Genomic DNA, 26297 nt, shown 5'->3' on the forward strand with positions numbered 1-26297 from the left:
GCGGGCGGCGTCGTTCGTGGTGTGGGCGGGCATCGGCTCTCCGGTACGGCGGTGCGGCGGTCGCGGCAGGGCAACGGCTACCGTAATGCCGCCGCTGGGTGGGCTGGCCGTCGCCGTGGGGGCGGCTATCGGTTCTCGGGTTCTCCGCTACGGCGGTCGTGGAGGGCTCACGGTAATGCCGTCGCCGGGCGGGGTCGGCCGTCGCCGTGTGGGCGGGCATCGGCTCTCCGGTACGGCGGTGCGGCGGTCGCGGCAGGGCAACGGCTACCGTAATGCCGCCGCCGCCGGACGGGCCGGTCGTCACCTGGGCGTCAACTGCGGGTGACCCGCACCCGGTGGTCGCCCTCCAGGTCCGCCCCGGACACCGCGATCGTGATGTTCCGGCGCGGGTCCTTGAAGGTCTCGCCCGGGGTGAAGGCGGCGTCCGACAGTTCGGCGTGGACGTTCGGGCTGCGGGTGCAGCCGCCGCTGTCCCGGCGGGAGTCGTAGACCGTCACCGGGCCCATTCCCGTCTCCACGTCGGCGTCGATCTTGTAGATCAGTACTCCCGGGCGGCACACCGTCTCGTCGTTGCCCGCGCGGGTGCGCAGTTCCACGGCGTAGCCGGACTTGCCGTCCAGCGGGACGACCACCAGCTTGTCGCCGCCCTTGCGGGCCAGCGGGGTCAGTGTGTACTCCGTCGTTCCGGGCGCCGCGGCGCAGTGCACCTGGGAGGGGTCCAGCCAGCCCAGTTTCCACTTGTGCCAGCCGAGGAGGTCGTTGTTGGCGCCCCAGTCCTCGCTCATGATGTCCCAGTGGCCGACGGCCCCTCCGCCCTCCTGGGTGTAGAGGTCGGGGAGGCCGAAGACGTGGCCGTTCTCGTGGGGCAGGACCCGGTAGCCGGTCTCGTCGTAGGAGCCGGAGCCGTCGTCCTGGCGGGAGTAGACGAAGGACGCGTTGGCCACCGGGACGCCGTCGGCGACCGGGGCCTCGGTGTTGCCGGCGAAGGTCACGGACAGGACCGTGTCCAGGGCGGAGGGGCCCGCGTTGGGGGTGACCAGCACGTTCAGGAGGTCGTACGACCGGAAGTCCACCTTCGCGTCGGCCGCCGCCACCAGGTCCTGGACCAGGTTCCGGTAGCCGGGGTCGAAGGGGGCGCCGCGCTCTATGCCGTACTCGGCGAACGACTTCGGCATGCGCAGCCAGTCCCGGATCGGGGTCTCGGGCTGGTAGTCGAGGCGGTCGTAGGAGCTGGTGCGGAACCATTCCTCGGTCTGCGGGAAGAACTCCGCGTACCGGTCGAGCGCCTTGCCCTCGCCGGGCGCGTCCGAGAAGTCGATCATCAGGGTGAGGGCGCGTACGGTGCCGGTCGGGCGGGCGTAGCCGGCGGAGGTCGGGACGCCCTCGGACATCTGGATCTCGGAGCCGCCGCTGATCATGCAGGGGCCGTGCGCGGAGGAGCGGGAGAGGGCGGCCGGACCGGGGCCGGACGCCGTGGTGCCCGGCGCGAGCCGGCCGGTGCCGGCCGAGGTGCTGACCGCGAAGGTCACGACGGTGACGGTCGCGATCGCGGCCAGCCGGCGCGGGCGTATCCAACGGCTCGGCGCCTGCGGCTGCGGCTGCATGCAGACCTCCCGGACCACGGCAGCCGCCGGACACCGGCTGCACCCTTGCGATCACCCTGTGCCGGGGGCTGGGAGGGCGCGCGCTGGAGGAGCCGATCGTGGGTTTCTCGCCGGTAGCCGCCGACCGGGGGACGGGAGTGCCACCCGGAGGCGCGGCACCCGGGAGCGACAGACGTGGGGTGTGACGCAGGTCACGGCGGATCGGATCGGGTTCCGGAAATAACCGGGGATCGTTTCCCCGTTTAGCCCTGTGTCCGAGCGAAACGGGGATTTCCTCCCCGGATCGCCAGCCGAGCCGTCCGAGGAGTACGCCGTGCAGACCGCAACCCCCGAGCAGCACAAGGTGACCCGGCCCCGCGCCGACGCCCTGCGCAATCGGGAGCGGATCGTCACCGCCGCCCGGGAGATGTTCGTCGAGCACGGGCCAGACGTGCCGCTCGACGACGTCGCCCGCCGGGCCGGCGTCGGCAACGCCACGGTGTACCGCAACTTCCCCGACCGCGACGCCCTCGTCCGCGAGGTCGTCTGCTCGGTCATGGACCGTACGGCACGGGCGGCCGAGCTCGCTCTCGCGGAGACCGGCGACGCCTTCGAGGCGCTGGAGCGCTTCGTGCACGCCTCCGTCGACGAGCGGATCAGTGCCCTGTGCCCCATGGTGTCCAGCACGTTCGACCAGCACCACCCCGACCTGGAAGCGGCGCGCGAACGGGTCGAGCGACTCGTCGCCGAGGTCATGGACCGGGCGAAGGCGGCCGGTCAGCTCCGTACCGACGTGGGCGTGGGCGACCTGATGATCGCCACGGCCCAGCTCAGCCGGCCCCCGGCCGGTACGGGGTGTCTGAGCGCCGACCGGTTCGTCCACCGCCACCTGCAGCTGTTCCTGGACGGGCTGCGGGCTCCCGCCCGCTCCGCCCTGCCGGGCGCGGCCGTGACCATGGAGGACCTGCGCCGACCCTGCGACCAGTAGTTCCCGAGCAGTACCCAGCAGCACCCGAGTAGTTCGGTTCGGTTCCCGAGTAGTTCGGTTCGGTTCCCGAGTGGCTCCGTTCGGTTCCCGAGTAGTTCCGTAGCTTCCCGACTCCTGACCGTCCGGCCTTCCTGAAGGGCGGACGGCGGCCCAGTCGTCCCTTTACTCATCATTTTTCCGTCACGAAGTCCCGAAGCGGGTATCCCCATGTCTGAAACAGCCGTCAAGGCTCCCGGCGTCCCGGACGCCGGACGCTGGAAAGCGCTCGTCTTCATCGCGCTCGCCCAGCTGATGGTCGTCCTCGACGCCACCATCGTGAACATCGCCCTGCCCTCGGCCCAGCAGGACCTCGGCATCTCCGACGGCAACCGGCAGTGGGTCGTCACGGCCTACGCCCTCGCCTTCGGCGGTCTGCTGCTGTTCGGCGGCCGGATAGCCGACCTGTGGGGCCGCAAGCGCACCTTCGTCCTCGGGCTGGGCGGCTTCGCCGTCGCCTCCGCGCTCGGCGGTGCGGCCACCAACGAGGCGATGATGTTCGGCTCCCGCGCCCTCCAGGGCGTCTTCGGAGCGCTGCTCGCGCCCGCCGCGCTCTCCCTGCTCGCCGTGATGTTCACGGACGCCAAGGAGCGCGCCAAGGCCTTCGGCATCTACGGTGCGATCGCCGGTGGTGGCGGCGCCGTGGGTCTGATCCTCGGCGGATTCCTCACCGAGTACCTGAACTGGCGCTGGACGTTCTTCGTCAACATCCCGTTCGCGGTCGTCGCCGCGGCCGGTGCGTACCTCGTCATCCGTGAGCCGCAGGGCAGCCGCAACCGCTCGCCGCTCGACATCCCCGGCGTGATCCTGTCCACCCTCGGTCTGGTCGCGCTCGTCTACGGCTTCACCCGCGCCGAGTCCAACGGCTGGAGCGACGCGGTGACGGTCGGCATGTTCGTCGGTTCCGCCGTGCTGCTGCTCGCCTTCGTGCTGGTCGAGTCCCGGGTCAAGGCCCCGCTGCTGCCGCTGCGCGTGATCACCGAGCGCAACCGGGGCGGGATCTACCTCTCGCTGGGCCTGGCGATCATCGCGATGTTCGGTCTGTTCCTCTTCCTGACCTACTACCTGCAGATCGTGAAGGGTTACTCGCCGGTGAAGACCGGCTTCGCCTTCCTGCCGATGATCGCGGGCATGATCACGGGCTCCACGCAGATCGGCACCCGGCTGATGACCCGGGTCGCACCCCGGCTGCTGATGGGCCCCGGCTTCCTCGTCGCAGCCGTCGGCATGCTGCTGCTGACCCAGCTGGAGATCGACACCTCCTACACCGCCGTGCTGCTGCCCGGCATGCTCCTGCTCGGCCTCGGCATGGGTACGGCGTTCATGCCGGCCATGTCCCTGGCCACCATGGGCGTGGAGCCGCGGGACTCCGGTGTCGCCTCCGCGATGGTCAACACCTCGCAGCAGGTGGGCGGCGCGATCGGTACGGCGCTGCTGAACACGATCGCCGCCTCGGCGACCACGTCCTACGTCGCCGACCACATCGGCGGCGCGACCTCCCGGTCCCAGCAGCAGCTGGTCCAGCTGGAGGGTCAGGTGCAGGGCTACACCAGCGCCATCTGGTTCGCCGTCGGCATCCTGGTCGCGGCGGCCGTGATCGCCCTGACCTTCGTCAACGCCGGCCGCCCGGGCGGCACCGCCGTCACGGGTTCGGGCTCCGGTTCGGGCGACGCGGTCGAGGACGAGCTGCCGGTGCCGGTGGTCGCCCACTGACGCGACGCCGGACGCGGTATCCCTTCGGGCCACCTGTTCCATCCGTGCGCAGGGGGAGGGGACGCCCCCTCGGGCACGGTTCCCAGGACCTGCCCCGGCCGCGCGCTCAGCGCAGCCAGGGCAGGTCCGCACCCGCTTCGCTCGGCTGGAGTCCCTCGGCGACGATCCGCATGATCTCGCCGAGGGACTTCTGCTGTTCGGGCGTGAGCCGGTCGAACACGGCCTGGCGTACGGCCTCCACATGGCCCGGCGCGGTCCCGCTCAGCACCTCGTACCCCTCGTCCGTGAGGATGGCGAACTGGCCCCGCTTGTCGGAGGGGCAGTCCTCGCGGCGCACCCAGCCGTTCTTCTCCAGGCGGGCGATCGCGTGCGAGAGGCGGGAGCGGGTGATCTTCGCGTACCGGGCCAGCTCCGTCATCCGCAGCCGCCGCCGCGGTGACTCGGCGAGCTTGACCAGCAGGCCGTAGTAGACGTGCGGCATGCCCGCGTCACGCTGGAGCTGACGGTCGAGGTGGTCCTCCAGGAGGGTCGCGGCCTCGATGTAGGAGCGCCAGACGCGCTGTTCATCGGCGGTGAGCCAGCGGGGCTCTTCGGCGGGGGCGGCCGGGATGGGTGCCGTGTTCATGTAATCCATCGTACGCAATCACTTCTTGAAGTTTAAACAAACCGGGCGTAGATTCATGTGCAAGGGAGATTGAGAGTTCAAGTAAGGGGAGCCGCCCTCATGTCCGCCGCCACCCGGGAACGCATGCCCGCCCTCTACCTCAGTCACGGCGCCCCGCCGCTCGCCGACGACCCCGTCTGGCCCGGCGAACTCGCCGCCTGGGCCGCCGCCCTGCCGCGCCCCAAGGCGATCCTCGTCGTCTCCGCGCACTGGGAGGAGGCCCCGCTCGCCCTCGGCGCCACCCGGACCGTCCCCCTGGTCTACGACTTCTGGGGCTTCCCGGAGCACTACTACCAGGTGCGCTACGAGGCCCCCGGCGCACCCGCGCTCGCCGAGTCCGTCCGCAAGCTGCTGCGCGCCCCCGGCACGCCCGTGCAGGATGTCCCCGACCGCGGCCTCGACCATGGCGCGTACGTGCCCCTCGTCGAGATGTACCCCGGCGCCGACATCCCGGTCCTCCAGGTCTCCATGCCGACCCTCGACCCCGCGCGGCTCATGGAGATCGGCCGCAGGCTCGCGCCGCTGCGCGACGAGGGCGTGCTGATCATCGGCTCCGGGTTCTTCACCCACAACCTGGCCGCGCTGCGCCAGGGTGGCGTCCCCGCCTGGTCCGCCGAGTTCGACGACTGGGGACGGCGCGCGCTGGAGGCCGGTGACGTGGACGGGCTGCTCGACTTCGCCCGCAAGTCCCCGGCGGGCCTGCTCGCCCACCCGCGCACCGAGCACTTCGCCCCGCTGTTCGTGACGATGGGGGCGGCGGACGCGGCCGGTGAGCCGGCCCTGCGCGAATCCGTGATCGACGGGTTCTGGATGGGGCTGGCCAAGCGGTCGGTGCAGTTCGGCTGAGCGCGCCCCACGGGGAGGGTTCGCGCTCGGCGGGGAGGGTTCGCGCCCCACGCGGAGGGTTCGCGCTCGGCGGGGAGGGTTCGCGCCCCACGGGGAGGTTCACGCCCGGCGGGGAGGGCTCGCGCCTCCGTGGAGGGCTACAGCGGTTTCTCGTACCAGGCCACGTCCCAGTACCGGCCGAACTTCCGGCCCACCTCGCGGTACGTGCCGACGTACCGGAAGCCGAAGCGCTCGTGCAGCCGGACGGAGGCGGCGTTGGGCTGTGCGATGCCCGCGTAGGCGCGGTGCAGGTCCTCGCCGGCCAGGGCCTCGAAGAGGGAGGCGTAGAGAAGCGTGCCGATGCCCCGGCCGCCGGCCCGCGGGGCGACGTAGACGGTCGTCTCCACCGAGGTCCCGTACGCGGGCTTGGCGCGATGGGGGCTGGATGCGGCGTAGCCCAGAATCTCCTGTGAGCCGGCGTCCGTGGCAACCCTCAGCCGGTGCGGGCCGTCTTCAGGGTGGGAGAGCAGCCAAGGGCGGCGCTCTTCCGGGGTGAAGGTGTCGGTGTCGAACGTGATGGGCGTCTCACGCACGTAGTGGTTGTAGAGGTCGGTGAGAGCCTTGAGATCGTCCTCGACTCCCGGCCTGACCTGGACCTCTGTACGTCCCGGCGCCATCGTGCCTCCCTATGTGGCGGCACAGGGTACTGCATGATCAGAAAAATCGGGGGGCGGGTTGGGAATTCTGTCCGGATTCCAGTCGTTGTTTCCATCGGATGCAGGGCACCCGAGGAGAGTCCCGAGAGGGACCGGAGACCGGATCCGGGACCGGGAACACCGGAGACGACAACCCCACACGGTGCCCGGCGTCCACAGGACCACCCGCTGAACCACCATCGCAAGGGAGCACGCATGGCAACCCGTGCCGTCGCCCGTCGTAAGTCCGCCACCGGCGGGGCCTCCGACGCGGCAACCAGCGTCCGCGCAGCCGGCGGCGAGCTCGCCGACCGCGATCTGGTCGGCATGTACCTCGACGAGATCGCACGCACCCCTCTGCTCGACGCCGCCAAGGAGGTCGAGCTGTCCCAGACCATCGAGGCGGGTGTGTTCGCGCGGCAGGTCCTCGAAGGCTACGAGGAGACCGGGGCGGACGCCACCCGGGAGGAGCTTGAGGCCCTGATCGAGGAGAGCGAGCGGGCGAAGGACGTCTTCATCCGTTCCAACCTCCGCCTCGTCGTCGCGGTCGCCCGCCGCTACCCCCGCAGTGGTCTGCCTCTCCTCGACCTCATCCAGGAGGGCAACGCCGGCCTGGTCCGCGCGGTCGAGAAGTTCGACTACCGCAAGGGCTTCAAGTTCTCGACCTACGCGACCTGGTGGATCCGCCAGGCCATCACCCGGTCGATCGCCGACCAGTCGCGCACCATCCGGCTGCCCGTCCACCTGGTGGAGGAGCTGGGCCGGATCCGGCGGGTGCAGCGCGAGTTCAACCGCGAGCACGGCCGCGAGCCGGAGCCCGCCGAGATCGCCGCCGAGCTCGGTTCGACGCCGGAGCGCGTCACCGACGTACTCGACTGGGCCCGCGATCCGGTCTCGCTGAACATGTCGGTGGACGACGAGGGTGAGACCCAGTTCGGCGACCTGCTGGAGGACACCTCCGCCGTGTCGCCCGAGCAGTCGGTGATGACGCTGCTGCGCAGCGAGGAGCTCGACGACCTCATCGGCCGCCTCGACCCGCGCACGGCCTCCATCATCAAGATGCGGTACGGCATCGACGACGGCCGCGAGCGTACGCTGACCGAGGTCGGCAAGGAGCACGGGCTCACCCGCGAGCGGATCCGGCAGATCGAGAAGCACGCGCTGCTGGAGCTCAAGAAGCTGGCCCGCGACACCGGTTTCGAGGCGGCGGCGTAAGCAGTGGCGGGACAGTCGGCGGCACGGCAGGAGCGGGTCGCCCGCCGGAAGTCGTGATGTGGGGGGCGTGACGTGACGCGTGGGGCGTACGCCGGTGGCCGAACCCCGCGCAAACATGGCCGTACAACGCTGCTTCAACCGGCGGGGGTCCGGGAACAAGAACTCCAGGCCCAGCAGTTCGGGCCCGGGACACCGGCCCCGAACCCTTCCTCCGCCCTCTTTGGACCACGTCCCGACGCACTCCCCCCGGCGCCGGGACTCTCCCGAGCCGGGCTCGGCGCCTCTCCCCCCGGGGCGCCGCAGCCCGGCTCCCTGCGCATTGGAAGCGCGAGTCGCGCGAGCCGGCCGCGCGCCGCCCGAGCGGCTCGGCGAAGTGGGGCTCCCCGACCGGAGCGGACCAGGGGAGGCGGGGCACCCCGAACCTGAACCCCGGGGTGGCCCGCCGAATGGCAGATTCTGCCACAGCGGCATAGCCTGCCGAAGTGAGCAGCACCACCCCAGCATCGTCGGCCGCCCCCGCGCCCGGTCCGGCCCCCGTCTCCCTGACCGAGCGGCGCAAGGCCGAAACCCGGATGGAAATCGCCCGCGCGGCGGCCCGGCTCTTCGTCGGCCAGGGCCTGCGGGCCACCCGCGCCGAGGACATCGCCCGGGCCGCCGGCATCGCCCCGCGCACCTTCTACCGCTACTTCGCGACGAAGGAGGAGGCCGTCGCCCCGCTCTACGCCCTGGGCGCCGAGCGCTGGGCGCAGGCGGTGCGCGAGGCCCCGGCCGAGCTGTCCCAGCCCGAGGCCCTGGAGTACGCCGTACAGCACACGCTGACGCCGGGTGCCGGGGTGTCGGCGCCCTCCTGGGAATGGGCCCGCACGCTCATCCGCCTGGCCGAGACCAGTCCGGCGCTGCGGAAGGTGTGGGCGGAGGTCTGCCAGACGGCGGAGCGGGGGCTCGTGGAGGTGCTGGCCGTGCGGACGGCGCAAGGGGACGACAACGTTGCCGCGCGGCTGCGGGCCTCTCCCGAGCTGCACTTCGCGGCAGCGGTGGCGGGTGCGGCGGTGCGCGTGGCGGTGGAGTACTGGGCGGCGGCCGCGGAGGCCCCCTCGGCCGAGGGGGCGCGGAGCCCGCTGGAACTGGCGTTGCGGAATCTGCGGGTGTTGCGGGAGGTCCCTTGGGAGGGCGGCGGCTCGGGCGGTCCCGGCGATACCGGCGATACCGGTGGTCCGGGTGGTCCGGGTGGTCCGGGTGGTCCCGGTGGTCCCGGTGGTCCGGGCGGTTCTACGGGGTAGGGGGCGGGCGCGCTTCGGGGCCGTCGGTTCCCGGGGCCGGACCGTGGCGGTGGGGCATGGCGGGGTGGAGCGTGGCGGTGGGGCATGGCGGGCCGGACCGTGGCGGTGGGGCATGGCGGGGTGGAGTGTGGCGGTGGGCACGCTGCGACCGGAGCATGACGATGAGGGCATGGCGACCGGAGCGTGACGGTGGGGGCATGGCGGCCGGAGCGTGGCGGGGCCGGTCACCGGTCCGCTGCCGCCCTCACCAGCCTCGTCCCCAACCCCCGTACGCACTCCACCAGTTCCGCCGGCTCCCGCACCCGGAAGTCCACCCCCAGCATCGCGAGCCGTACCGCCATCCACTCCACCGCGTCGGACACGGTCGCCCGCAGGACGCACGACGCGCCGTCGTCCGTCGGCTCCGGTGTGCCGAGCCACTGCGGCAGCCGTGCCGCGACCGCCTCGGCCGGTGCGTCGAAGGCGACCACGATCTCGTACGAGTCGCCGCGCCGCTGCATCGAGCGCCGCAGGTACTCCGCCGCGCTCCCCGTCGGCAACTCCCGCGGGGCGAACCGCGCCCCCGTCGCGAACGGCTCGCTCACCCGGTCGACCCGGAACGTCCGCCAGTCGTCCCGGTCGAGGTCGTAGGCGACCAGGTACCAGCGGCGGCCCGTCGACACCAGCCGGTACGGCTCCGTCACGCGCCGCGACTCGACGCCGTCCCCCGCACGGTAGGCGAACCGCAGCCGCTCCCGCCCGGCCACCGTAGACGCCATGACGGTCAGCGTCTCGGGCGCGATGCTCGGACCGTCCCCGCTGGTCAGCGGCGTCGTCGCGGCCTGGAGGTTGGCGACGCGGTGACGGAGCCGGCCCGGCAGCACCTGCTCCAGCTTGGCCAGCGCCCGTACCGACGCCTCGTCCACGCCCTCGACCGCGTGACCGGCGCCGGCGCGCAGCCCGACCGCGATGGCCACCGCCTCCTCGTCGTCGAGGACGAGCGGCGGCATCGCCTTGCCGGCCACCAGCCGGTAGCCGCCGTCCGAACCCATGGTCGCCTGCACGGGGTAGCCCAGTTCGCGCAGCCGGTCGATGTCCCGCCGCACCGTGCGGCGGGAGACCCCGAGCCGGTCGGCGAGCTCGCCGCCGGGCCATTCGCGGGGCGTCTGGAGGAGGGAGAGGAGCGTCAGGAGCCGGGCCGGAGTGTCCGTCGTCATGCGTTCGAGGATGCCGCGGATCTAGGACAAGATCTGTCCTATTGGGGCCATAGCTTCGGTCCATGACCTTCACGCACACCCCGGACCCGTCCCCAGCCCGGCCCGCCGCGGGCGACCGACGTCGCTGGTTCGCCCTCGCGATCGTGATGACCGCGGCGTTCATGGACCTGGTCGACGTCACCATCGTCAACATCGCGATCCCGTCGATCCGGCAGGACGAGGGCGCCACCTTCAGCCAGATCCAGTGGATCACCGCTGGGTACGCCCTCGCCTTCGCCGCCGGTCTGATCACCGGCGGGCGGCTCGGCGACATCCACGGCCGCAAGCGGGTGTTCCTCATCGGCATCGGCGGCTTCACCGTCGCGTCCGCGCTGTGCGGCCTCGCCGTGAACCCGGAGATGCTGGTCGCCTCCCGCATCCTCCAGGGCGCGATGGCGGCGCTGATGGTGCCGCAGGTGTTGTCGATCGTGCACGCGACGTTCCCGGCGCACGAACGCGGCAAGGTGTTCGGGCTGTTCGGCGCGATCGTCGGACTGGGGGCCGTCTCCGGCCCGCTGCTGGGCGCCCTGCTCACCGAGTGGAACATCTTCGGGCTCGAGTGGCGGCCCATCTTCCTCATCAACCTGCCGGTCGGCATCGCGGGACTCGTCCTCGGCAGCCGCTTCATCACGGAGTCCAAGGCGCCGCGCGCCCTCAAGCTGGACCTGGTCGGGGTCGCCCTGGTCACTCTCGGTCTGCTGATGCTGGTCTATCCGCTCACCCGGGGCCGCGAGCTGGACTGGCCGCTGTGGGGACATCTGTCGATGGCCGGCTCGGTCGTCGTCCTCGCGGTGCTGGTGGCGTACGAGCGGCGGAAGACCGCCCGGGACGGTTCGCCGCTGGTGGAGCTGTCGCTGTTCAAGGTGAAGAGCTTCGCGGCGGGCATCGCCGTGCAGACCGTCTTCGGGGTCGCGCTCGGCATCTTCTTCCTGGTCTGGACGCTGTACATGCAGGACGGGCTCGGCTGGAGCCCGCTGCGGGCCGGGCTGACCGGCGTACCGTTCTCGATAGCCGTCTCCGTGGCGGCCGGGGTGTCGGTGCAGAAGCTGGTCCCGCGCTTCGGGCGCAAGGTGCTCCAGGCGGGCGCGCTGGTGATGGCGGCCGGAGTACTGCTCTACATCTGGGAGTCGGAGCGGTACGGGCTCGGAATCACGTCCTGGCAGATGGCGCTGCCGCTCGTCGTCATGGGCCTCGGCATGGGTCTGATCGTCGCCCCGCTGACGGACGCGGTGCTGTCCCAGGTGCCCCGTGAGCACGCCGGAGCGGCGTCCGGGCTCATCAACACGGTCCAGCAGATGGGCAACGCGCTGGGGCTGGGGCTGGTCTCGGTGGTCTTCTTCGGCACGATGAGCGACCACCTGACGCCTACGCGGATCGGTGCGGCCTACGCGGACGGCTTCCAGAACGCGCTGGGCTGGGTGGCCGGGGTGATGGGCGTCATCTTCCTGCTGATGTTCGCGCTGCCCAGGCGGCCGGCCCAGCACGTGGAGGGCGCCCAGGAGGAGGCGCGGGCGGAGGAGAAGGAGCCCACGCTGGTCTGAGCGCACGCTGGTCCGAGCCCACGCTCGCCTGATCGCGCCGCGCTTGAGCGGACGGGAGGGCGGGGACGGGAGGGGCAGGGCCGGCGTCGGCGACGATAGGGCGGGTACGAGAGGGCGGGGACGGACGGGACGGAGGGGCGGGTCCGGTGCTTCGGTGCCGGGCCCGCCCCCTCCTTTCGCGGTGCCCGTTCATGTCTGTTTGGGTCCGAGTGCTTCCGATTCTCTGTTTACATTCTGGAATACCGGGCGTAATCTCCGACTGAAACCACAGGTTCGGGCACAGGTCGGAGGCGGTCGGTGATGTACGCACCGGAGCGGCAGCAGGAGATCCTCCGGCTCGCCCGGGACGGCGGCCGGGTGGACGTGGTGTCGCTGGCCGAGGAGTTCCAGGTGACGGCGGAGACCATCCGCCGCGACCTCAAGGCGCTCGACCGCGCCGGTCTGCTCCGCCGGGTGCACGGCGGCGCGATCCCGGCCGGGCGGCTGGACTTCGAGCCGGACCTCGCCGAGCGCGAGTCGACGGCCGCCGACGAGAAGGACCGGATCGCGAAGGCGGCCCTGGCGGAACTGCCGACCGAGGGCACGATGATCCTCGACGCCGGTTCGACGGTGGCCCGCATGGCCGCCGCGATCCCGCCGGAGGCCTCGCTGACCGTCGTCACCCACAGCCTGCCCATCGCGGCCCGGCTCGCCGACCACCCCGGCATCCAGCTCCACCTGGTCGGAGGGCGCGTGCGGCACCGTACGCGCGCCGCCGTGGACGCCTGGGCGCTGCGCGCGTACGGCGAGATCCGCGCGGACGTGCTGGTGGTGGCGGCCAACGGCTTCTCCGTGGAGCACGGTCTGACCACCCCGGACCTCGCCGAGGCCGCCGTGAAGCGGGCCGCGGTCGCCGCCGCCCGTCGCGTGGTGCTGCTCGCCGACTCCTCCAAGCACGGCCAGGAGCACTTCGCCCGCTTCGGCGCCCTGAGCGATGTGGACCTGCTGATCACCGACAGCGGGATGAGTCCCGAAGACGCCACCGCCATCGAGCGCGCCGGCACGGAAGTAGTACGCGCATGATCGTCACCGTCACCCCCAACCCGTCGCTGGACCGTACCTACGAGGTCCCCTCCCTCGACCGCGGCGAGGTCGTCCGCGCCACGGGCGAGCGCGTGGACCCGGGCGGCAAGGGCGTGAACGTCTCGCGCGCGGTGACGGCGGCCGGCCGGCGCACCGTCGCGGTGCTGCCGCTCGGCGGCCCGTCCGGCGCGCTCGTCACCGGACTTCTCGACGCCCAGGGCATCGAGGTCGCACCGGTGCCGATCGCCGGGGTGACCCGGGCCAACATCGCGCTCGCCGAGGCCGACGGCGTCCTCACGAAGATCAACGCACCGGGCCCCGAGCTGTCGGCGGCCGAACGGGAACTGCTCCTGGAGACCGTGCGGCGGCAGTCGCGCGGCGCGGACTGGATCGCCTGCTGCGGCAGCCTGCCCCGCGGACTCGCCCCCTCCTGGTACGCCGACCTGGTCGCCCGGGCGCACGCCGCGGGTGTCCGCATCGCCCTCGACACCTCCGGGCCCGCCCTGCTCCAGGCGTTGCGTGAGCGGCCCGACGTGGTCAAGCCGAACGCCGAGGAGCTCGCGGAGGCCGTCGGGCGCCCCCTGGCCACCGTCGGCGACGCCTTGAAGGCCGCCGAGGAACTGCGGGAGTCGGGCGCCCGGTCCGTGCTCGCCAGTCTCGGCGCCGACGGCCAGCTGCTCGTGGACGACGCGGGCACCTGGTTCGGCAGCGCCCGCGTGGACGCCGTACGCAGCAACGTCGGCGCCGGTGACGCCTCCCTCGCCGGTTTCCTCGTCGCCGGCGGTGCCGGTCCGGGCGCGCTCGCCTCCGCCGTCGCGCACGGCGCCGCCGCCGTGCAGCTGCCCGGCAGCGTGATGCCGACGCCGGCCGACCTGGAACCGGGGGCGGTGACGGTCACGGCGGAGGTGCCGGTGGACCGCGCACTGACGGAGCCGGCGTCATGAACTCCCGCCTCGGCTTCCGCTCCGGCCCCTACCTCGGCTTCCGCTCCGGCTCCCGCCTCGGCTTCCGCTCCGGCCCCTACCTCGGCTTCCGCTCCGGCTCCCGCCTCGGCTTCCGCTCCGGCTCCCGCCTCGGCTTCCGCTCCGGCCCCTACCTCGGCTTCCGCTCCGGCTCCCGCCTCGGCTTCCGCTCCGGCCCCTACCTCGGCTTCCGCTCCGGCTTCCACCCCGGCCCCCACCTCGACTACCTCCCCGTCCCGGCCCTCCGCGGCCCGGGATCACGCCCCCACCGCAGTGCCCCCGTCCCCCTCCCCGTCCCCCTCCCCGTCCCCCTCCCCGCCCCCGCCCACCACCCCACGTTTCGGGCGATACGCGAGCTAAGGAGCCCGCGATGAGCGACATGATCACCGCGGATCTGGTCGACCTCGACCTGTCCGCCGACACCAAGGAAGCGGCGGCGCGCGCCCTCGCCGAGCGGATGGTGGTCCAGGGCCGGGTGACCGACCTGGACGGCTTCCTCGCCGACGTGGCCGCCCGTGAGGCGCAGATGCCGACCGGCCTCGACGGCGGCATCGGCTTCCCGCACTGCCGCAGCGAGCATGTCACCGAGCCGACGCTCGCCTTCGGGCGCAGCGTGGACGGCGTCGACTTCGGGGCGGCGGACGGCCCGGCCGACCTGATCTTCCTGATCGCCGCTCCGGCGGGCGCCGACGACGCCCACCTGACGATCCTCTCCTCACTGGCCCGGCAACTGATGAACGCCGAGTTCACCGACGCGCTGCGGTCGGTGGGCGACGCGAGTGCCGCCGCGGCGCTGATCCGCGGGGAGGAGCCGACCGGTGCCGGCGGCGTCTCCGAAGACGCGTCCGTAAACGCCTCCGAGGGCGCCGAGGACTCCGTGGCGGTCTCGGCGGCGGCCTCCGCCGAGACCGCCACGGGCAGCCCCGACGAGAGGAGCGACGAACCCGGACGTCCCTTCCGCATCGTCGCCGTCACCTCCTGCCCCACCGGTATCGCACACACCTACATGGCGGCCGAGTCACTGGAGAACGCGGGCCGCGAGGCAGGCGTCGAGGTCGCCGTCGAGACCCAGGGTTCGGCAGGCTTCACCCGGCTCGACCCGGCGCTGATCGAGGCGGCGGACGGCGTGATCCTCGCCCATGACGTGCCCGTGCGCGAGAAGGACCGCTTCGCCGGGAAGCCCACCGTCGACACCGGCGTCAAGGCGGCCATCAACCGGCCCGCCGAGCTGATCGGCGAGGTTCGCGGCAAGGCGGCCCGCGGCGAGGTCACGGCGGCCGGTTCCGCCGGTGCGACGCCCGTCGAGCGCGGCGGCGGGTCCGGTGAGGGATACGGGACGAAGCTGCGCGTCTGGCTGATGTCCGGCGTCAGTTACATGGTCCCGTTCGTCGCCGCGGGCGGTCTGCTGATCGCCCTGGGCTTCGCGATCGGCGGCTACGAGATCAACAAGGCGCCGTCGGTGATGGACCACTTCGTGTGGTCCCAGGCGGACAGCTGGGCGGCGCTGCTGTTCCAGATCGGCGGCGTGGCCTTCGCCTTCCTCGTCCCGGTGCTGGCCGGTTACATCGCCTACGGCATGGCCGACCGGCCGGGCCTGGTCCCCGGCTTCGTCGGCGGCTCGATCGCGCTGACCATCAACGCCGGGTTCCTCGGCGGTCTGGCGGCCGGTCTGATCTCCGGTGCCGTGGTGCTGGCGATCCAACGGGTACGCATCCCGGCTGCGTTGCGCGGCATCATGCCCGTGGTGGTGATCCCGCTGATCTCCTCGGCGGTCGTCGGGTTCCTGATGTTCGTGGTGATCGGCAAGCCCATCGCGTCCGCGCAGAAGGCGATGACCGACTGGCTGAGCGACCTGTCCGGTGCCAACGCGATCCTGCTCGGCGCCCTGCTCGGCCTGATGATGTGCTTCGACCTCGGCGGTCCGGTCAACAAGGTCGCCTACGCCTTCGCCACCGCGGGTATCGCGGTCTCCGACCCGAGCGACTCGGCGATGAAGATCATGGCGGCGGTCATGGCGGCCGGTATGGTCCCGCCGCTGGCCATGGCCCTGGCCACGACCGTGCGGAGCAAGCTCTTCAACGCCGCCGAGCGAGAGAACGGCAAGGCCGCCTGGGTGCTGGGCGCCTCCTTCATCTCCGAGGGCGCGATCCCGTTCGCCGCGGCCGACCCGCTGCGGGTCATCCCGTCCTCGATGGTGGGCGGCGCGGTCACCGGCGCCCTCTCGATGGCCTTCGGCGCCACGCTGCGCGCCCCGCACGGCGGCATCTTCGTGGTCCCGCTGATCGGCAACCCGCTGCTCTACCTGGTCGCCATCGCGGCGGGCGTCTGCGTCACCACGGCCCTGGTGATCGTCCTCAAGGGCCTGCGCAAGCCGGCGCCGGGAGTGGCGGCACCGGGACCCGGCGGCGCGGACCCGTCGGCCTCGGCACCGGGGGCCAAGCAGCCGGTGGCCGCGTAAGGGACGGTCTGCGTCAACGATCCACGGGCCGGGTTCCGCAGGGGACCCGGCCCGACGGCGTCCCCCGCCCGACGGCGTCCCCGGCCTAGCGGTGTCCCCGGCCCGGGGGTGTCCCCGGCTCTAGGAGACCTGCGCCGCGCGCCGCTCCATCGCGCGGCGGGCGGACTCCTCGCTGTCGTACACCTCGCACATGTGCCGCCCGTCGGGCGTGGCCGTGTGCTCGACCTCCCAGAGGGAGACCTCCGCGCCGTCGCGCAGCAGGAACGCGTGCTCGTAGAGCGAGAAACCGATCCGGGCGCGGCCCGTGCGGCCGGGGCCGCCGAACGCCTGGGTGATCTGGTGCGCGGACGCCGTCGCCAGCAGCGCGGCGAGGTCGGCGCCGGGCCGGTCCGGGTTCTCCGCGCGGCGCAGCAGCCGACGGGCGTGGTCCGCCGAGGCGTCGGGGACGTAGGCGTGCCGCGGGGCGGGCACCGGGGACAACTGCACCTGCACCGGCAGCTCGAAGTTGGGTGTGTCCGGCGGCAGTGCCAGCCGGGCGGTGGCGGTGCGCAGCTCCTCCTCGTCGACGTACACCTCGTGCTGGGGTTCACTGCCCGGGGCGGTGTTGTGGACCAGCTCCCAGAGCGTGACCGCCGAGCCGTCGGCGAGCAGCCAGGTGTGCCGGTACGTCTCGCGGTGCAGCCCCGCGCTGTGGTGCGCGGAGTGCAGGGAACCGTCGTGCGCCAGCGCGCAGTCCAGTTGCCGTATCGTCTCGTCGGGCAGCTCGAACGAGTTCAGGGCGCGACCGAGCAGTCGCATGAGGTGCTCCTCCGGAGACTCGGGCGACTCGGGTGGTTCGTACGCTGCCGTCTCGTACGGAACGCTCAAGGTTTCTCCCGGCGTTGCTGCATGTCACCTTGTGGGTGCATACCGTAGCTCCTCGGTCGGACATCATGTCCGGGAACCGAGAAAACGTACGTCCGAAAAACGCGCGGGCCGCGCGAAAAGTTCCCGCGCGACCCGACGAATCGTCAAAATACGCTGCTCAGAGGCCGGTCAGGCGGCGCTTCCGGCGGCCCACTCGCTCCAGGCCATGTTCCAGCCGTTGAGTCCGTTGTCCGGCGCGACCGTGTCGTCCGGGGAGTTCTTGACGACCACGACGTCCCCGACGAGCGAGTTGTCGTAGAACCACTTGGCGGGAGTGGCGCCCTGCCCGCCCTGGACGTCCCGCAGTCCGACACAGCCGTGGCTGGTGCCCTGGCGGCCGAAGGGGGGATTGCCCGGGTTGTACCAGTAGTTGCCGTGCAGGAAGGTGCCGGAGGTCGTCAGCCGCATGGCGTGCGGCACGTCCGGGATGTCGTACTCGCCGCCGAGCCCGACCGTCCGGCTGTCCATGCGGGTCTGCAGGACCTTCTCGGAGATGACCATCTGCCCGTTGTACGTGGTGTGCTGGGCGTCGCCCGCCGAGATCGGGACGCTCTTCACGGTCTTGCCGTCGCGCACGACCGTCATGGTCTGGGTGCTGGCGTCCACCGTGGAGACCTGTGCGCGGCCCACGGTGAAGGTGACGGTCTTCTTCTGCACGCCGTAGACGTCGTTCGCGCCCTCCACCCCGTCCAGGTCGATCTTCATCGTGACCTTGGAGCCGGCCTTCCAGTACTCCTCGGGCCGGAAGTCGAGCCGCCGCGACCCGAACCAGTGTCCGACGACCTCCTGCCCGCTGCTGGAGGTGACCGTGATGTGCGACTGCACGCTCTTGCGGTCGCTGATCGCCTTGTCGAACGTGAACGACACCGGCATCCCGACCCCCACCGTCGTGCCGCCGTCCGGGGTGTACGTGCCGATGAAGCTGTTGGCCGGGGAGACGGTGGTGAAGACCGAGTCGGCGGCGGCCGTGCGGCCGTCGGTGTCCTTCGCGGTCGCCGTGATCCGGTACTTCGTGCCGCGCTCCAGCTGCTCCTTCGGCTTCCAGCTGCCGCCGTCGGCTGAGACCGTGCCCGGCACGACGGCGCCCGTCTCCGGCATCGTCATCTTCACGTCCGTCAGCCTGCCGTCGCTGACCTTCACGCCGGTCGTGTTGATCGAGGCGCCGGTCGAACCGTTCTCCGCCGAGATCACGACCTTCGCGACCGAGGTCCTGGCGGAGTCCGCCCCGCCCTTGCCGTCCTTCTTGTCGTCGGCGCTGGCGCTTCCGCCGCAGGCGGTGAGGGTGAGGGCGCCGACCATCAGGGCGGCACAGGCGCCCAGTACGCGCCGCGCGGATATGTCCGGCGTTGTCACGGGCTGCTCCAGGTTCGGGTGTTGTGCGGTGGTCGCTTCAGACCTGTAGAGGTGCCCGGCGGCCGACGGGGTTCCCACCGGCCGCCCGGAACGCCGACGCGTGACAGAACCGGGACAATCACCTGCTCGGCACGGACCGCACTACTGGGGAGAGTTGCTCCTCGAATCCGGTCGCCCGAACCTGGACGGCCTTCCGTAGAGCTCCTCGTACGACGGCCACGCCCCGCCCGGCCCGTCCACCGGCTCGGCTGCCCGGACGGCGCGCACGATCGCGCGCGTCACCATGTCCGCGCCCGCCGCCAGCACCTCGTTCAGCGCGAGCGGCTGGGCCGAGTCGAGGGTGCGCCGCCCGGTCGCCAGGGTGAACACCGTGTCCCCGTCGCTGAGCAGGTGCACCGGCCGCACGGCTCGCGCGATGCCGTCGTGCGCCGTGCCGGCCAGCTTCTGCGCCTGCGCCTTGGTCAGATCCGCGTCGGTGGCGACCACGGCGAGCGTGGTGTTCAGCGGGGGCGGCGCGTTTCTCGCCGCGACCTCGGCGAGACGCCGCGCCGCCGCCTCGTGGACACCCGGGGCCGGGTACTCCACCCGGCCGCCCCGGAACAACTCCCCGTACAGCACCCCCGTTTCCGGATCGGTCACCGATCCCGCCGCGTTGGCCACCACCAGCGCCGCCACCGTGATCCCCGACCCCAGCACGGTGCTCGCGGTGCCGATACCGCCCTTCAACGTGCCGACCACGGCTCCCGTGCCCGCCCCGACAGACCCCTCGGCCACCCCCGCGCCCGGCGCGCTCGCGTGGGCCGCCTCGGCCGCCGCCCGTCCGGTGGCCGCGTCCGGCCGGGCCCGGAAATCGCCCCCGCGCCCCAGGTCGAAGACGCACGCCGCGGGCACCACCGGCACCACGTGCGCGGGGTCCGGGCCGACGCGCACCCCGCGTCCCCGCTCCTCCAGCCAGGCCATCACCCCCGACGCCGCGTCGAGCCCGTACGCGCTGCCGCCGGTCAGCACCACCGCCTGGACCCGCTGCACCAGGTTGCGCGGATCGAGCGCGTCCGTCTCCTTGGTGCCGGGGCCTCCCCCGCGCACGTCCACGGCGGCGACCGCCCCGCCCTCCGGCGCGAGCACCACCGTCGTGCCCGTGAGCCACCCGTCGCCGGTGCGCGTCGCGTGCCCCACCTGCAGGCCGGCCACGTCCGTCAATGCGTCAACTGTCATGCCGCCAGTCTCGTCCAGGCACCGGCACCTGGCGGCGGCATCAGGGGGTGCCCGGGAAGTCGGGGCGCCCCGTAGCGGAGGGGCCGTACCCTTGAGCCATGAGCACCACCCCCGAACCCGAGCCGCGTGCGCCCAGGCCCGCACTGGTCTTCGACGACCCGCTGGACCAGCAGACCTCGGACGACACCGACCGGGGATGGGGCGAGCGGCCCGAGGGCGACAGCGCGGCCGACCTGAAGCGCTTCCTCGACGAGAAGCCGCCCCACCACCTCTGAGCCGTGCGCGTACCCGCCCGAGCCGCTCCCGCCCCGGGCGGTCTAGGGGCGGTCGTGGCCCGAATCGCGCTGCGCGACCAGCGCGTCCCGGATCTCCTTGAGCACCTCCAGCTCGGAGACCTCGATGATCTCCTGCGTGCTCTCCTTCGCCTTGCGGCGGGCCTCCTGCCGCGCGAGGTACTTCGCCATGGGCAGCACCATCATGAAGTAGACGACGGCCGCGGTGATCACGAACGTGAGGGTGGCACCCAGCACCGAGCCCCACAGGATGCGCACGCCCGTGGCGGCGTCCCCGGTACCGGCGCACGGGCCTTTGAGGCAGGAGCTGTAGCTGTCCAGGCTCTTGGTGCCGAACGCCCCGACCAGGGGGTTGATGACCCCCTTCACCACCGAGTTGACGATGTTGGTGAAGGCGGCGCCGATGACCACCGCCACCGCCAGGTCGATCACGTTTCCGCGCATCAGGAAGGCCTTGAAGCCCTGCCAGACGCTCGGCTTGTTCTTCTCGCTCACCTCGGGGGCTCTCCTCGTGTGCACAGGTCTCGCGCGAACGGGTCTCGCACGAACAGGGTGTGGAACAAAACGCTCCGCAACCTACGTCAGTGCTGGGCCGTCCTGTCCAATCAGACCCCTCGAACGAACGACTTGACGGGCTCAGCACAAGGTCACCGCCAGCCGCGACAGGGCGCTCGCGCCGACCAGCCGGTGCGCGGTGGCACGCGGCACCGAGACCACCACCAGTGCCCCGCCGGCCGCGGTCCCGTCGATGGGCTCCGGCACCTTCGCCACCAGCGCTCCGCGCGCGATCACGGAGGCGTCGCCCGTGCCGCCGTCCCCGGCCGCGACGACGTCGACCCGGTCGCCCGGCCCGAGCAGCCGCACCGTGGCCGCGTCGGCGATCCGCACCGGTGCCGTCACGAGTCGCGAGCCGTGCCGCCTGCCCGCCGTCTCCGTTGCCGTTTCCGTGTCCGTCGCCGGATGCCCGCGTGCCCGTTGGGTGTCCCGTGCGCCGGCGCCCGGTGACGGGCCCGCCGCGACCAGTGCCGCGGCGGTGACGGCGAGCCCGGCGGCCACGGCGCGCCGCCGGTGGCGTACGAGCCGGTGCAGCAGATGACGTCCGCCGCGTACCCGGACCGGGGCGAAATGCGGCACCTCGGAGGTGGGCGGCGCGTCGGTGCCGAGCGGGGGCGGGAGCGGAAGCGGGCTGGGAACGGTGGAACGGGACACGGTGACCACCACCTGTGACGAGGAGACGACGAGGGATCGGCTTGCGCTCCCACGATGGGGCTTCTCGCCGTCGCCCGCCGGAGCCCGTGGGCCACCGACCGGTTGTGGACAACTCCCTCACCCGAACGGGACGTTCCGCTCCGCTGACACCAGCGCCCCGGCCGCCCCCGACGTCCACACCCTTGCCGCCCCCGGCACCGCCCCGATCGGCACCCCCCGATCGGCACCCCCCGATCGGCACCCCCCGATCGGCACCGCCCCGATCGGCACCCCCGGATCGGCACCGCCCCGCGACAAAGGCAGCGTGACTACGGCAGCGTGATCCCCGGATTCATCCCGCCCAGCGCCGCTCCGCACGGGCAGTCCCGAGCCCCGGCCGTCGGCAGCGCGGCCACCGCGTCGAACAGGACGCCCCGCAGCCGGCCCACGTTCGCCGCGAACACCCGCAGAACCTCCTCGTGTGAAACGCCCTCGCCGCTCTCCGCACCGGCGTCGAGGTCGGTGACGAGGGTCAGCGAGGTGTAGCAGAGCTCCAGCTCACGGGCGAGCGCCGCCTCGGGGTGGCCGGTCATGCCCACCACCGACCAGCCCTGTGCCCGGTGCCACGAGGACTCCGCGCGGGTCCCGAAGCGCGGCCCCTCGACCACGACCAGGGTGCCGCCGTCCACGGGCTCCCAGTCCCGCCCCCGGGCCGCCTTCAGCGCGGCGGCCCGTCCGGCGGGGCAGTACGGGTCGGCCAGCGACACGTGCACCACGTTGGGCACCGTGCCGTCGGGCATCGGCAGCCCGTCGAAGTACGTCGACGGCCGGGACTTCGTACGGTCGACGAACTGGTCCGGCACCAGCAGCGTGCCCGGCCCGTACTCGGGGCGCAGGCCGCCGACCGCGCACGGGCCGAGGACCTGGCGCGCGCCGACCGAGCGCAGCGCCCACAGGTTGGCCCGGTAGTTGATGCGGTGCGGCGGCAGATGGTGGCCGCGCCCGTGCCGGGGGAGGAAGGCGACCCGCCGGCCGGCGACCTCGCCGAGGAAGAGGGAGTCGCTGGGCGGCCCGTACGGGGTCTCCACCTCGACCTCGGTCACGTCGTCGAGGAACGAGTAGAAACCGGAGCCGCCGATCACGCCGATCTCGGCATCCACCTTGTTCGCCTTGTTCGCCATGCCCGCACCCTAGCCGCCCCGGAAATCGCCGAGGACCCCGTCGTCGGACGACGACAGGGTCCCGTAAGAAGTCCTGACGGGCCTTACGCGGCGGTGGTGCTGGAGGAGGAGCTGCCGGAACTCGGCGATCCCGAGCTCGACGACGACCCGGAGCCCGACGACGAACCGGAGTCCGAGGACTTCGACGAAGAAGAGGACGTCGGGGACGCCGGGGACTTCGACGCGGTCGAGCTGCTGGACGAGCTGCCGCGGCTGTCGTTGCGGTAGAAGCCGGAGCCCTTGAAGACGATGCCGACCGCCGAGAACACCTTCTTCAGGCGGCCCTGGCAGTTCGGGCACTCGGTGAGGGCGTCGTCGGTGAACTTCTGCACCGCCTCGAGGCCCTCGCCGCACTCGGTGCACTGGTACTGGTACGTCGGCACTTGTCTTCCTCCTGGCACTCTCACTCGATGAGTGCTAACGACGGTCCATAGTGACGTATTCCGCGGAATCAGTCCACTGCGGCGTGCTCGCGGTGACCGACGCCACGTGCGACCGTACGCCTCCGGGGCCGGGTCTCCAGCCGCGATCGCAGTGCCACCAGCGTCGCCAGCGCGAGCACTGTGCCGCCCATCGGCACCAGGAACCCGGCGCCGTCCCAGAACCGGTCCTCCAGTTGCCCGGAGACGGTCACGGCCGCGGCCTGGCCGAGTGCCACGGCGCCGGTCAGCCAGGTGAAGGCCTCCGTGCGGGCGCCGGCCGGGACCAGCCCCTCGACCAGCGTGTAGCCGGTGATGAGGGCGGGCGCGATGCACATGCCGACGAGCAGGCCGAGACCGGCCAGCACGAGCACCGAGTGCGCGGCCCACAGCCCGGACGCGGTCAGCGCGAGGGCGGTGTAGCCGACCAGCAGGCGCCGCTGCGGGGCGACCTTCCAGGCGATGGCGCCGCAGGCCAGGCCGGAGAGCATGTTGCCCGCGGCGAAGATCCCGTACAGGACGCCGTTCAGCCCGGGTTCGCCGATCGACTCGGTGAACGCGGCCAGCGAGACCTGCATGCCGCCGAAGACGGAACCGATGCCCAGGAAGACCACGATCAGGACGCGCACCCCGGGGATGCGCAGCGCCGGAACGTGCTCCACGCGCGTGTGGTCGCCGTCGGCCCGGCCGACCGTCGGCTGGGTGCTCTTCTGCGCGGCGAACAGCAGACCGCCCACCAGGGTGAGCGCCGCCTCCGTGACCAGGCCCGCGGCCGGGTCGACGGTCGTGCACAGGGCGGTGGCGATCAGCGGGCCGAGGACGAAGGTCAGCTCGTCCGTGACGGACTCGAAGGCGGCCGCCGTGCCCATCAGGGGGGAGTCCTTGAGCTTCACGCCCCAGCGGGCGCGCACCATGGGCCCGACCTGCGGCACCGAGGCACCGGTGGGCACGGCCGCCACGAACAGCGCCCACAGGGGTGCGTCCGCGAGCGCGAGGGCGGTCAGGATCAGACCGGACGCGGCGTGCACGAGCACGCCGGGGAGCAGGACGGCGCGCTGTCCGTAGCGGTCGGCGAGCCGGCCGGTGTAGGGGGCGAACACGGCCATGGCGACGCCGGTGACGGCCGCGACGGCGCCCGCGACGCCGTACGAGCCGGTGGTGTGCTGCACGAGCAGCACGATGGAGAGCGTCAGCATGGCGAAGGGCTGGCGTGCCGCGAAGCCGGGGAGCAGGAACGTCCAGGCGCCGCGGGTGCGCAGCAGCTGTCCGTATCCAGGGCGGGCGGAGCCGGGCGCGGTGTGCTGCGCCCCCTCCGGCGACTTCTTCGACGGGGTGACCGTGGATGCCACGGCCCGTGCCTTTCTGCCGCCTGGTAGCGCGGTCCGCCTCGCGGCTGTCGCCGTGCGGGAGCGCCGAGAGCTGTCCTCTTGCGCGGACTGCGGTAGATGCCGGAGCCCGGTTGGGGGAGGGGGCGTGCCGGCCGCCATACGGTCGCGCCAGCTCTGCTTCAGGCAGAGTTGGTTCGATCAGGTGCCGCCTTCATCGTACAGGGATCAAGAGGGGCGCAACCTGTGAAAGCGCGCACTCCTCTCTCTCACGCCTGCGATTGCCTCACGCCCGCGCTTGTCCCACACCACACCTGTGCCCGCCGCACGCCCGCGCTTGTCCCACACCTGCGCTCGCCGCCCGCCCGCCCGCGCCGCCGCACACCTGCGCTTGCCGCACATCTGCGCTCGCCTGTCGTGCTCACCTGTGATTGCCGCTGGTTTCTCCGGTGCCCAGCCAGCCGGCCAGCTTGCCGCCGCGGCCGACCGCGAGCAGCCGCGCCTCGGCGGCGTCCCGGACGGGGTCGGTGGCGACCACGAGGAGTTCGTCCCCGCGCCGCAGTCCCGTCGTGGGCAGCGGCACGAACGACTTCCCGTCGCGGACGACCAGCGTGACGGCGGCCCCGGTCGGCAGCCGCAGCTCGCTGACCTCGACGCCGTGCATTTTCGAACCCTCGGGGATCGTGACGGACAGCAGATGCCCGCGCAGCCGTTCCAGGGGCGCCGACTCGACGCCGAGGTCGGCGGCCTCGTCCCCCTTTCCCAGGCGCAGCTTGCGGGCCAGCCACGGCAGGGTCGGCCCCTGGACCAGGGTGTAGACGACGACCAGGACGAAGACGATGTTGAAGATCCGGCGGCTGCCGTCGACGCCCTCCACCATGGGGATCGTCGCCAGGACGATGGGCACCGCGCCGCGCAGCCCGGCCCAGGACATCAGGGCCTGCTCCTGCCACGGCACCCGGAACGGCATCAGGCACAACACGACGCTCAGCGGGCGCGCCACCATGGTGAGCACCAGTCCGATGACCAGGGCGGGCAGGATGTCGTCGCCCAGCTCGTGCGGGGTGACCAGCAGGCCGAGCAGTACGAACATGCCGATCTGGGCGAGCCAGCCGAGCCCGTCGGCGAAGCCGCGGGTGGCGGGCCAGTGCGGCAGCCGGGCGTTGCCCATGACCATCGAGGCGAGGTAGACGGCCAGGAAGCCACTGCCGTGGGCCATGGCACCGGCCGCGTAGGCCGCGACGGCGATCGACATGACGGCGATGGGGTAGAGGCCGGAGGCGGGCAGCGCCACGTGCTTCAGTCCCAGCGACCCCAGCCAGCCGACCGCGAGCCCGATGACCGCGCCGATGACCAGTTCCAGGGCGATCTCGCCCAGCAGCGCGTACCAGTGCTCGATCGGTCCGGCCGTGGAGAAGGCGACCACCAGGATGACCACCGGGGCGTCGTTGAAGCCGGACTCGGCCTCCAGAGTGCCCACTATCCGCGAGGGCAGCGGGATTCGGCGCAGTACCGAGAAGACGGCCGCCGCGTCCGTGGACGACACCACCGCACCCACGATCAACGCCTGTCGCCACTCCAGCCCGGTCAGGTAGTGCGCGCCCGCGGCCGTCACGCCGACACTGGCCGCGACCCCGGCCAGCGCCAGTGCGGAGGCGGCCGGCAGGGCCGGTTTCGCCTCCTTCCACTTCGTACCGAGACCGCCTTCGGCCAGGATCACGACCAGGGCGGCGTACCCGATGACCTGGACCAGTTCGGCGTTGTCGAACTGGATGTCGCCGATGCCGTCCTGACCCATGGCGACGCCGATCGCCAGGTAGACGAGCAGGCTGGGGAGCCCGCTGCGCGAGGAGATCCGGACCGCCGCCACGGCGATGAGCAGGACGAGCGAGCAGACGAGCAGGAGCTGGTTGAGGTGGTGGACAGTCAGCGGCCGTTCCCTTCCCTGACGCACAGCACGGATCGCGACACGGACCACTGTGCGGATCGCGGCACGGACGAGTGCCTCCCGCGCGGTGCGCGAAAGCACACCCCCATGGCACACGAGACCCAGTGCTCTGCGGACAACTACTTCGTTACCTTACCTAACTCTTGACGATTTCTTGACGCTCGACTTGGCAA

General features: G+C 72.2%; 24 protein-coding genes. 11 read left to right on the plus strand and 13 right to left on the minus strand.

Annotation, left to right across the window (positions count from 1 at the left end; genetic code table 11):
• Positions 1-311: 311 nt before the first annotated feature.
• Entirely contained in the window at positions 312-1604 is a 1293-nt protein-coding gene (locus tag ACIQ1J_RS11715) for a M6 family metalloprotease domain-containing protein (protein WP_403556296.1), read from the minus strand.
• Between the two features lie 313 nt (positions 1605-1917).
• Here ACIQ1J_RS11715 and ACIQ1J_RS11720 point away from each other — a divergent pair, with 313 nt between their 5' ends.
• Positions 1918-2571: a TetR/AcrR family transcriptional regulator gene (locus ACIQ1J_RS11720; RefSeq protein WP_210963821.1), complete on the plus strand. Its 654-nt coding sequence runs from the start codon at positions 1918-1920 to the stop codon at positions 2569-2571.
• 207 nt (positions 2572-2778) lie between these two features.
• Positions 2779-4320 carry an MFS transporter gene (locus tag ACIQ1J_RS11725; protein WP_403556298.1) on the plus strand — a complete coding sequence of 514 codons (1542 nt, stop codon included), beginning with the start codon at positions 2779-2781 and terminating at the stop codon, positions 4318-4320.
• A gap of 106 nt (positions 4321-4426) precedes the next feature.
• Here ACIQ1J_RS11725 and ACIQ1J_RS11730 read toward each other — a convergent pair whose 3' ends face one another.
• On the minus strand, positions 4427-4945 hold the full coding sequence (locus ACIQ1J_RS11730; protein WP_210963823.1) for a MarR family winged helix-turn-helix transcriptional regulator: 519 nt from the start codon (positions 4943-4945) through the stop codon (positions 4427-4429).
• A 99-nt stretch (positions 4946-5044) separates the two neighbouring features.
• Between ACIQ1J_RS11730 and ACIQ1J_RS11735 the strand changes: the two genes are divergently transcribed.
• Positions 5045-5830: a dioxygenase gene (locus tag ACIQ1J_RS11735; RefSeq protein ID WP_403556300.1), complete on the plus strand. Its 786-nt coding sequence runs from the start codon at positions 5045-5047 to the stop codon at positions 5828-5830.
• A 137-nt stretch (positions 5831-5967) separates the two neighbouring features.
• On the opposite strand, the gene ACIQ1J_RS11740 is transcribed toward ACIQ1J_RS11735, so the two are convergent.
• A complete protein-coding gene (locus ACIQ1J_RS11740) occupies positions 5968-6486 on the minus strand; it encodes a GNAT family N-acetyltransferase (RefSeq protein WP_403556302.1) in 519 nt (172 codons plus the stop codon).
• Positions 6487-6720: 234 nt separating this feature from the next.
• On the opposite strand from ACIQ1J_RS11740, the gene ACIQ1J_RS11745 reads away from it, so the two are divergent.
• Together ACIQ1J_RS11745 and ACIQ1J_RS11750 are read left to right on the plus strand one after the other, a co-directional pair.
• Entirely contained in the window at positions 6721-7719 is a 999-nt protein-coding gene (locus tag ACIQ1J_RS11745) for an RNA polymerase sigma factor RpoD/SigA (RefSeq protein ID WP_210963825.1), read from the plus strand.
• A gap of 482 nt (positions 7720-8201) precedes the next feature.
• Positions 8202-8999 carry a TetR/AcrR family transcriptional regulator gene (locus tag ACIQ1J_RS11750; RefSeq protein ID WP_403556304.1) on the plus strand — a complete coding sequence of 266 codons (798 nt, stop codon included), beginning with the start codon at positions 8202-8204 and terminating at the stop codon, positions 8997-8999.
• A 224-nt stretch (positions 9000-9223) separates the two neighbouring features.
• On the opposite strand, the gene ACIQ1J_RS11755 is transcribed toward ACIQ1J_RS11750, so the two are convergent.
• Positions 9224-10195: a helix-turn-helix transcriptional regulator gene (locus ACIQ1J_RS11755; RefSeq protein WP_403556306.1), complete on the minus strand. Its 972-nt coding sequence runs from the start codon at positions 10193-10195 to the stop codon at positions 9224-9226.
• 62 nt (positions 10196-10257) lie between these two features.
• Here ACIQ1J_RS11755 and ACIQ1J_RS11760 point away from each other — a divergent pair, with 62 nt between their 5' ends.
• The 5 genes from ACIQ1J_RS11760 (at position 10258) to ACIQ1J_RS11780 (ending at position 16257) form a co-directional block, all read left to right on the plus strand.
• The gene (locus tag ACIQ1J_RS11760) at positions 10258-11775 is read left to right on the plus strand and encodes an MFS transporter (protein ID WP_403556308.1); all 1518 of its coding nucleotides are present in this window, start codon (positions 10258-10260) and stop codon (positions 11773-11775) included.
• A 300-nt stretch (positions 11776-12075) separates the two neighbouring features.
• Positions 12076-12837, plus strand: coding sequence for a DeoR/GlpR family DNA-binding transcription regulator (locus ACIQ1J_RS11765; RefSeq protein WP_210963828.1), 762 nt, complete (start codon positions 12076-12078; stop codon positions 12835-12837).
• Complete coding sequence (gene pfkB / locus ACIQ1J_RS11770) at positions 12834-13781, plus strand: 1-phosphofructokinase (protein ID WP_403556310.1); 948 nt, start codon at positions 12834-12836, stop codon at positions 13779-13781. Before ACIQ1J_RS11765 ends, pfkB begins: the two co-directional genes overlap by 4 nt.
• Entirely contained in the window at positions 13778-14173 is a 396-nt protein-coding gene (locus ACIQ1J_RS11775; protein ID WP_403556312.1) for a hypothetical protein, read from the plus strand. Before pfkB ends, ACIQ1J_RS11775 begins: the two co-directional genes overlap by 4 nt.
• Positions 14170-16257: a fructose-specific PTS transporter subunit EIIC gene (locus tag ACIQ1J_RS11780; RefSeq protein ID WP_403556314.1), complete on the plus strand. Its 2088-nt coding sequence runs from the start codon at positions 14170-14172 to the stop codon at positions 16255-16257. The genes ACIQ1J_RS11775 and ACIQ1J_RS11780 overlap by 4 nt, the downstream gene beginning before the upstream one ends.
• Positions 16258-16377: 120 nt before the next feature.
• Here ACIQ1J_RS11780 and ACIQ1J_RS11785 read toward each other — a convergent pair whose 3' ends face one another.
• The 3 genes from ACIQ1J_RS11785 to ACIQ1J_RS11795 form a co-directional block, all read right to left on the minus strand.
• Positions 16378-17124, minus strand: a complete 747-nt coding sequence (locus ACIQ1J_RS11785; RefSeq protein ID WP_210963362.1) for a DUF6227 family protein — start codon at positions 17122-17124, stop codon at positions 16378-16380.
• A gap of 168 nt (positions 17125-17292) precedes the next feature.
• Positions 17293-18516, minus strand: coding sequence for an Ig-like domain-containing protein (locus ACIQ1J_RS11790; protein WP_403556316.1), 1224 nt, complete (start codon positions 18514-18516; stop codon positions 17293-17295).
• Positions 18517-18657: 141 nt separating this feature from the next.
• Positions 18658-19731 carry a P1 family peptidase gene (locus tag ACIQ1J_RS11795; RefSeq protein ID WP_403556318.1) on the minus strand — a complete coding sequence of 358 codons (1074 nt, stop codon included), beginning with the start codon at positions 19729-19731 and terminating at the stop codon, positions 18658-18660.
• Positions 19732-19829: 98 nt separating this feature from the next.
• Here ACIQ1J_RS11795 and ACIQ1J_RS11800 point away from each other — a divergent pair, with 98 nt between their 5' ends.
• Positions 19830-20006 (plus strand): hypothetical protein, encoded by a 177-nt coding sequence (locus ACIQ1J_RS11800; protein WP_121747538.1) that lies wholly within the window; start codon positions 19830-19832, stop codon positions 20004-20006.
• Between the two features lie 42 nt (positions 20007-20048).
• Here the strand turns inward: ACIQ1J_RS11800 and mscL are convergent, their stop codons facing one another.
• From mscL to ACIQ1J_RS11830, 6 genes are all read right to left on the minus strand, one after another.
• Positions 20049-20519: a large conductance mechanosensitive channel protein MscL gene (mscL, locus tag ACIQ1J_RS11805; RefSeq protein ID WP_403556320.1), complete on the minus strand. Its 471-nt coding sequence runs from the start codon at positions 20517-20519 to the stop codon at positions 20049-20051.
• A 141-nt stretch (positions 20520-20660) separates the two neighbouring features.
• Positions 20661-21233 carry a hypothetical protein gene (locus ACIQ1J_RS11810; protein ID WP_403556322.1) on the minus strand — a complete coding sequence of 191 codons (573 nt, stop codon included), beginning with the start codon at positions 21231-21233 and terminating at the stop codon, positions 20661-20663.
• A gap of 308 nt (positions 21234-21541) precedes the next feature.
• On the minus strand, positions 21542-22393 hold the full coding sequence (locus tag ACIQ1J_RS11815) for an S-methyl-5'-thioadenosine phosphorylase (protein WP_403556324.1): 852 nt from the start codon (positions 22391-22393) through the stop codon (positions 21542-21544).
• A gap of 83 nt (positions 22394-22476) precedes the next feature.
• Positions 22477-22815 carry an FmdB family zinc ribbon protein gene (locus tag ACIQ1J_RS11820; RefSeq protein ID WP_403556326.1) on the minus strand — a complete coding sequence of 113 codons (339 nt, stop codon included), beginning with the start codon at positions 22813-22815 and terminating at the stop codon, positions 22477-22479.
• 68 nt (positions 22816-22883) lie between these two features.
• Positions 22884-24200 (minus strand): MFS transporter, encoded by a 1317-nt coding sequence (locus ACIQ1J_RS11825; protein WP_403556328.1) that lies wholly within the window; start codon positions 24198-24200, stop codon positions 22884-22886.
• 397 nt (positions 24201-24597) lie between these two features.
• Positions 24598-26154: a potassium/proton antiporter gene (locus tag ACIQ1J_RS11830; protein WP_403556648.1), complete on the minus strand. Its 1557-nt coding sequence runs from the start codon at positions 26152-26154 to the stop codon at positions 24598-24600.
• Between the last annotated feature and the right edge of the window lie 143 nt (positions 26155-26297).

Source organism: Streptomyces sp. NPDC097107 (assembly GCF_044762405.1).
Taxonomy (GTDB): domain Bacteria; phylum Actinomycetota; class Actinomycetes; order Streptomycetales; family Streptomycetaceae; genus Streptomyces; species Streptomyces thinghirensis.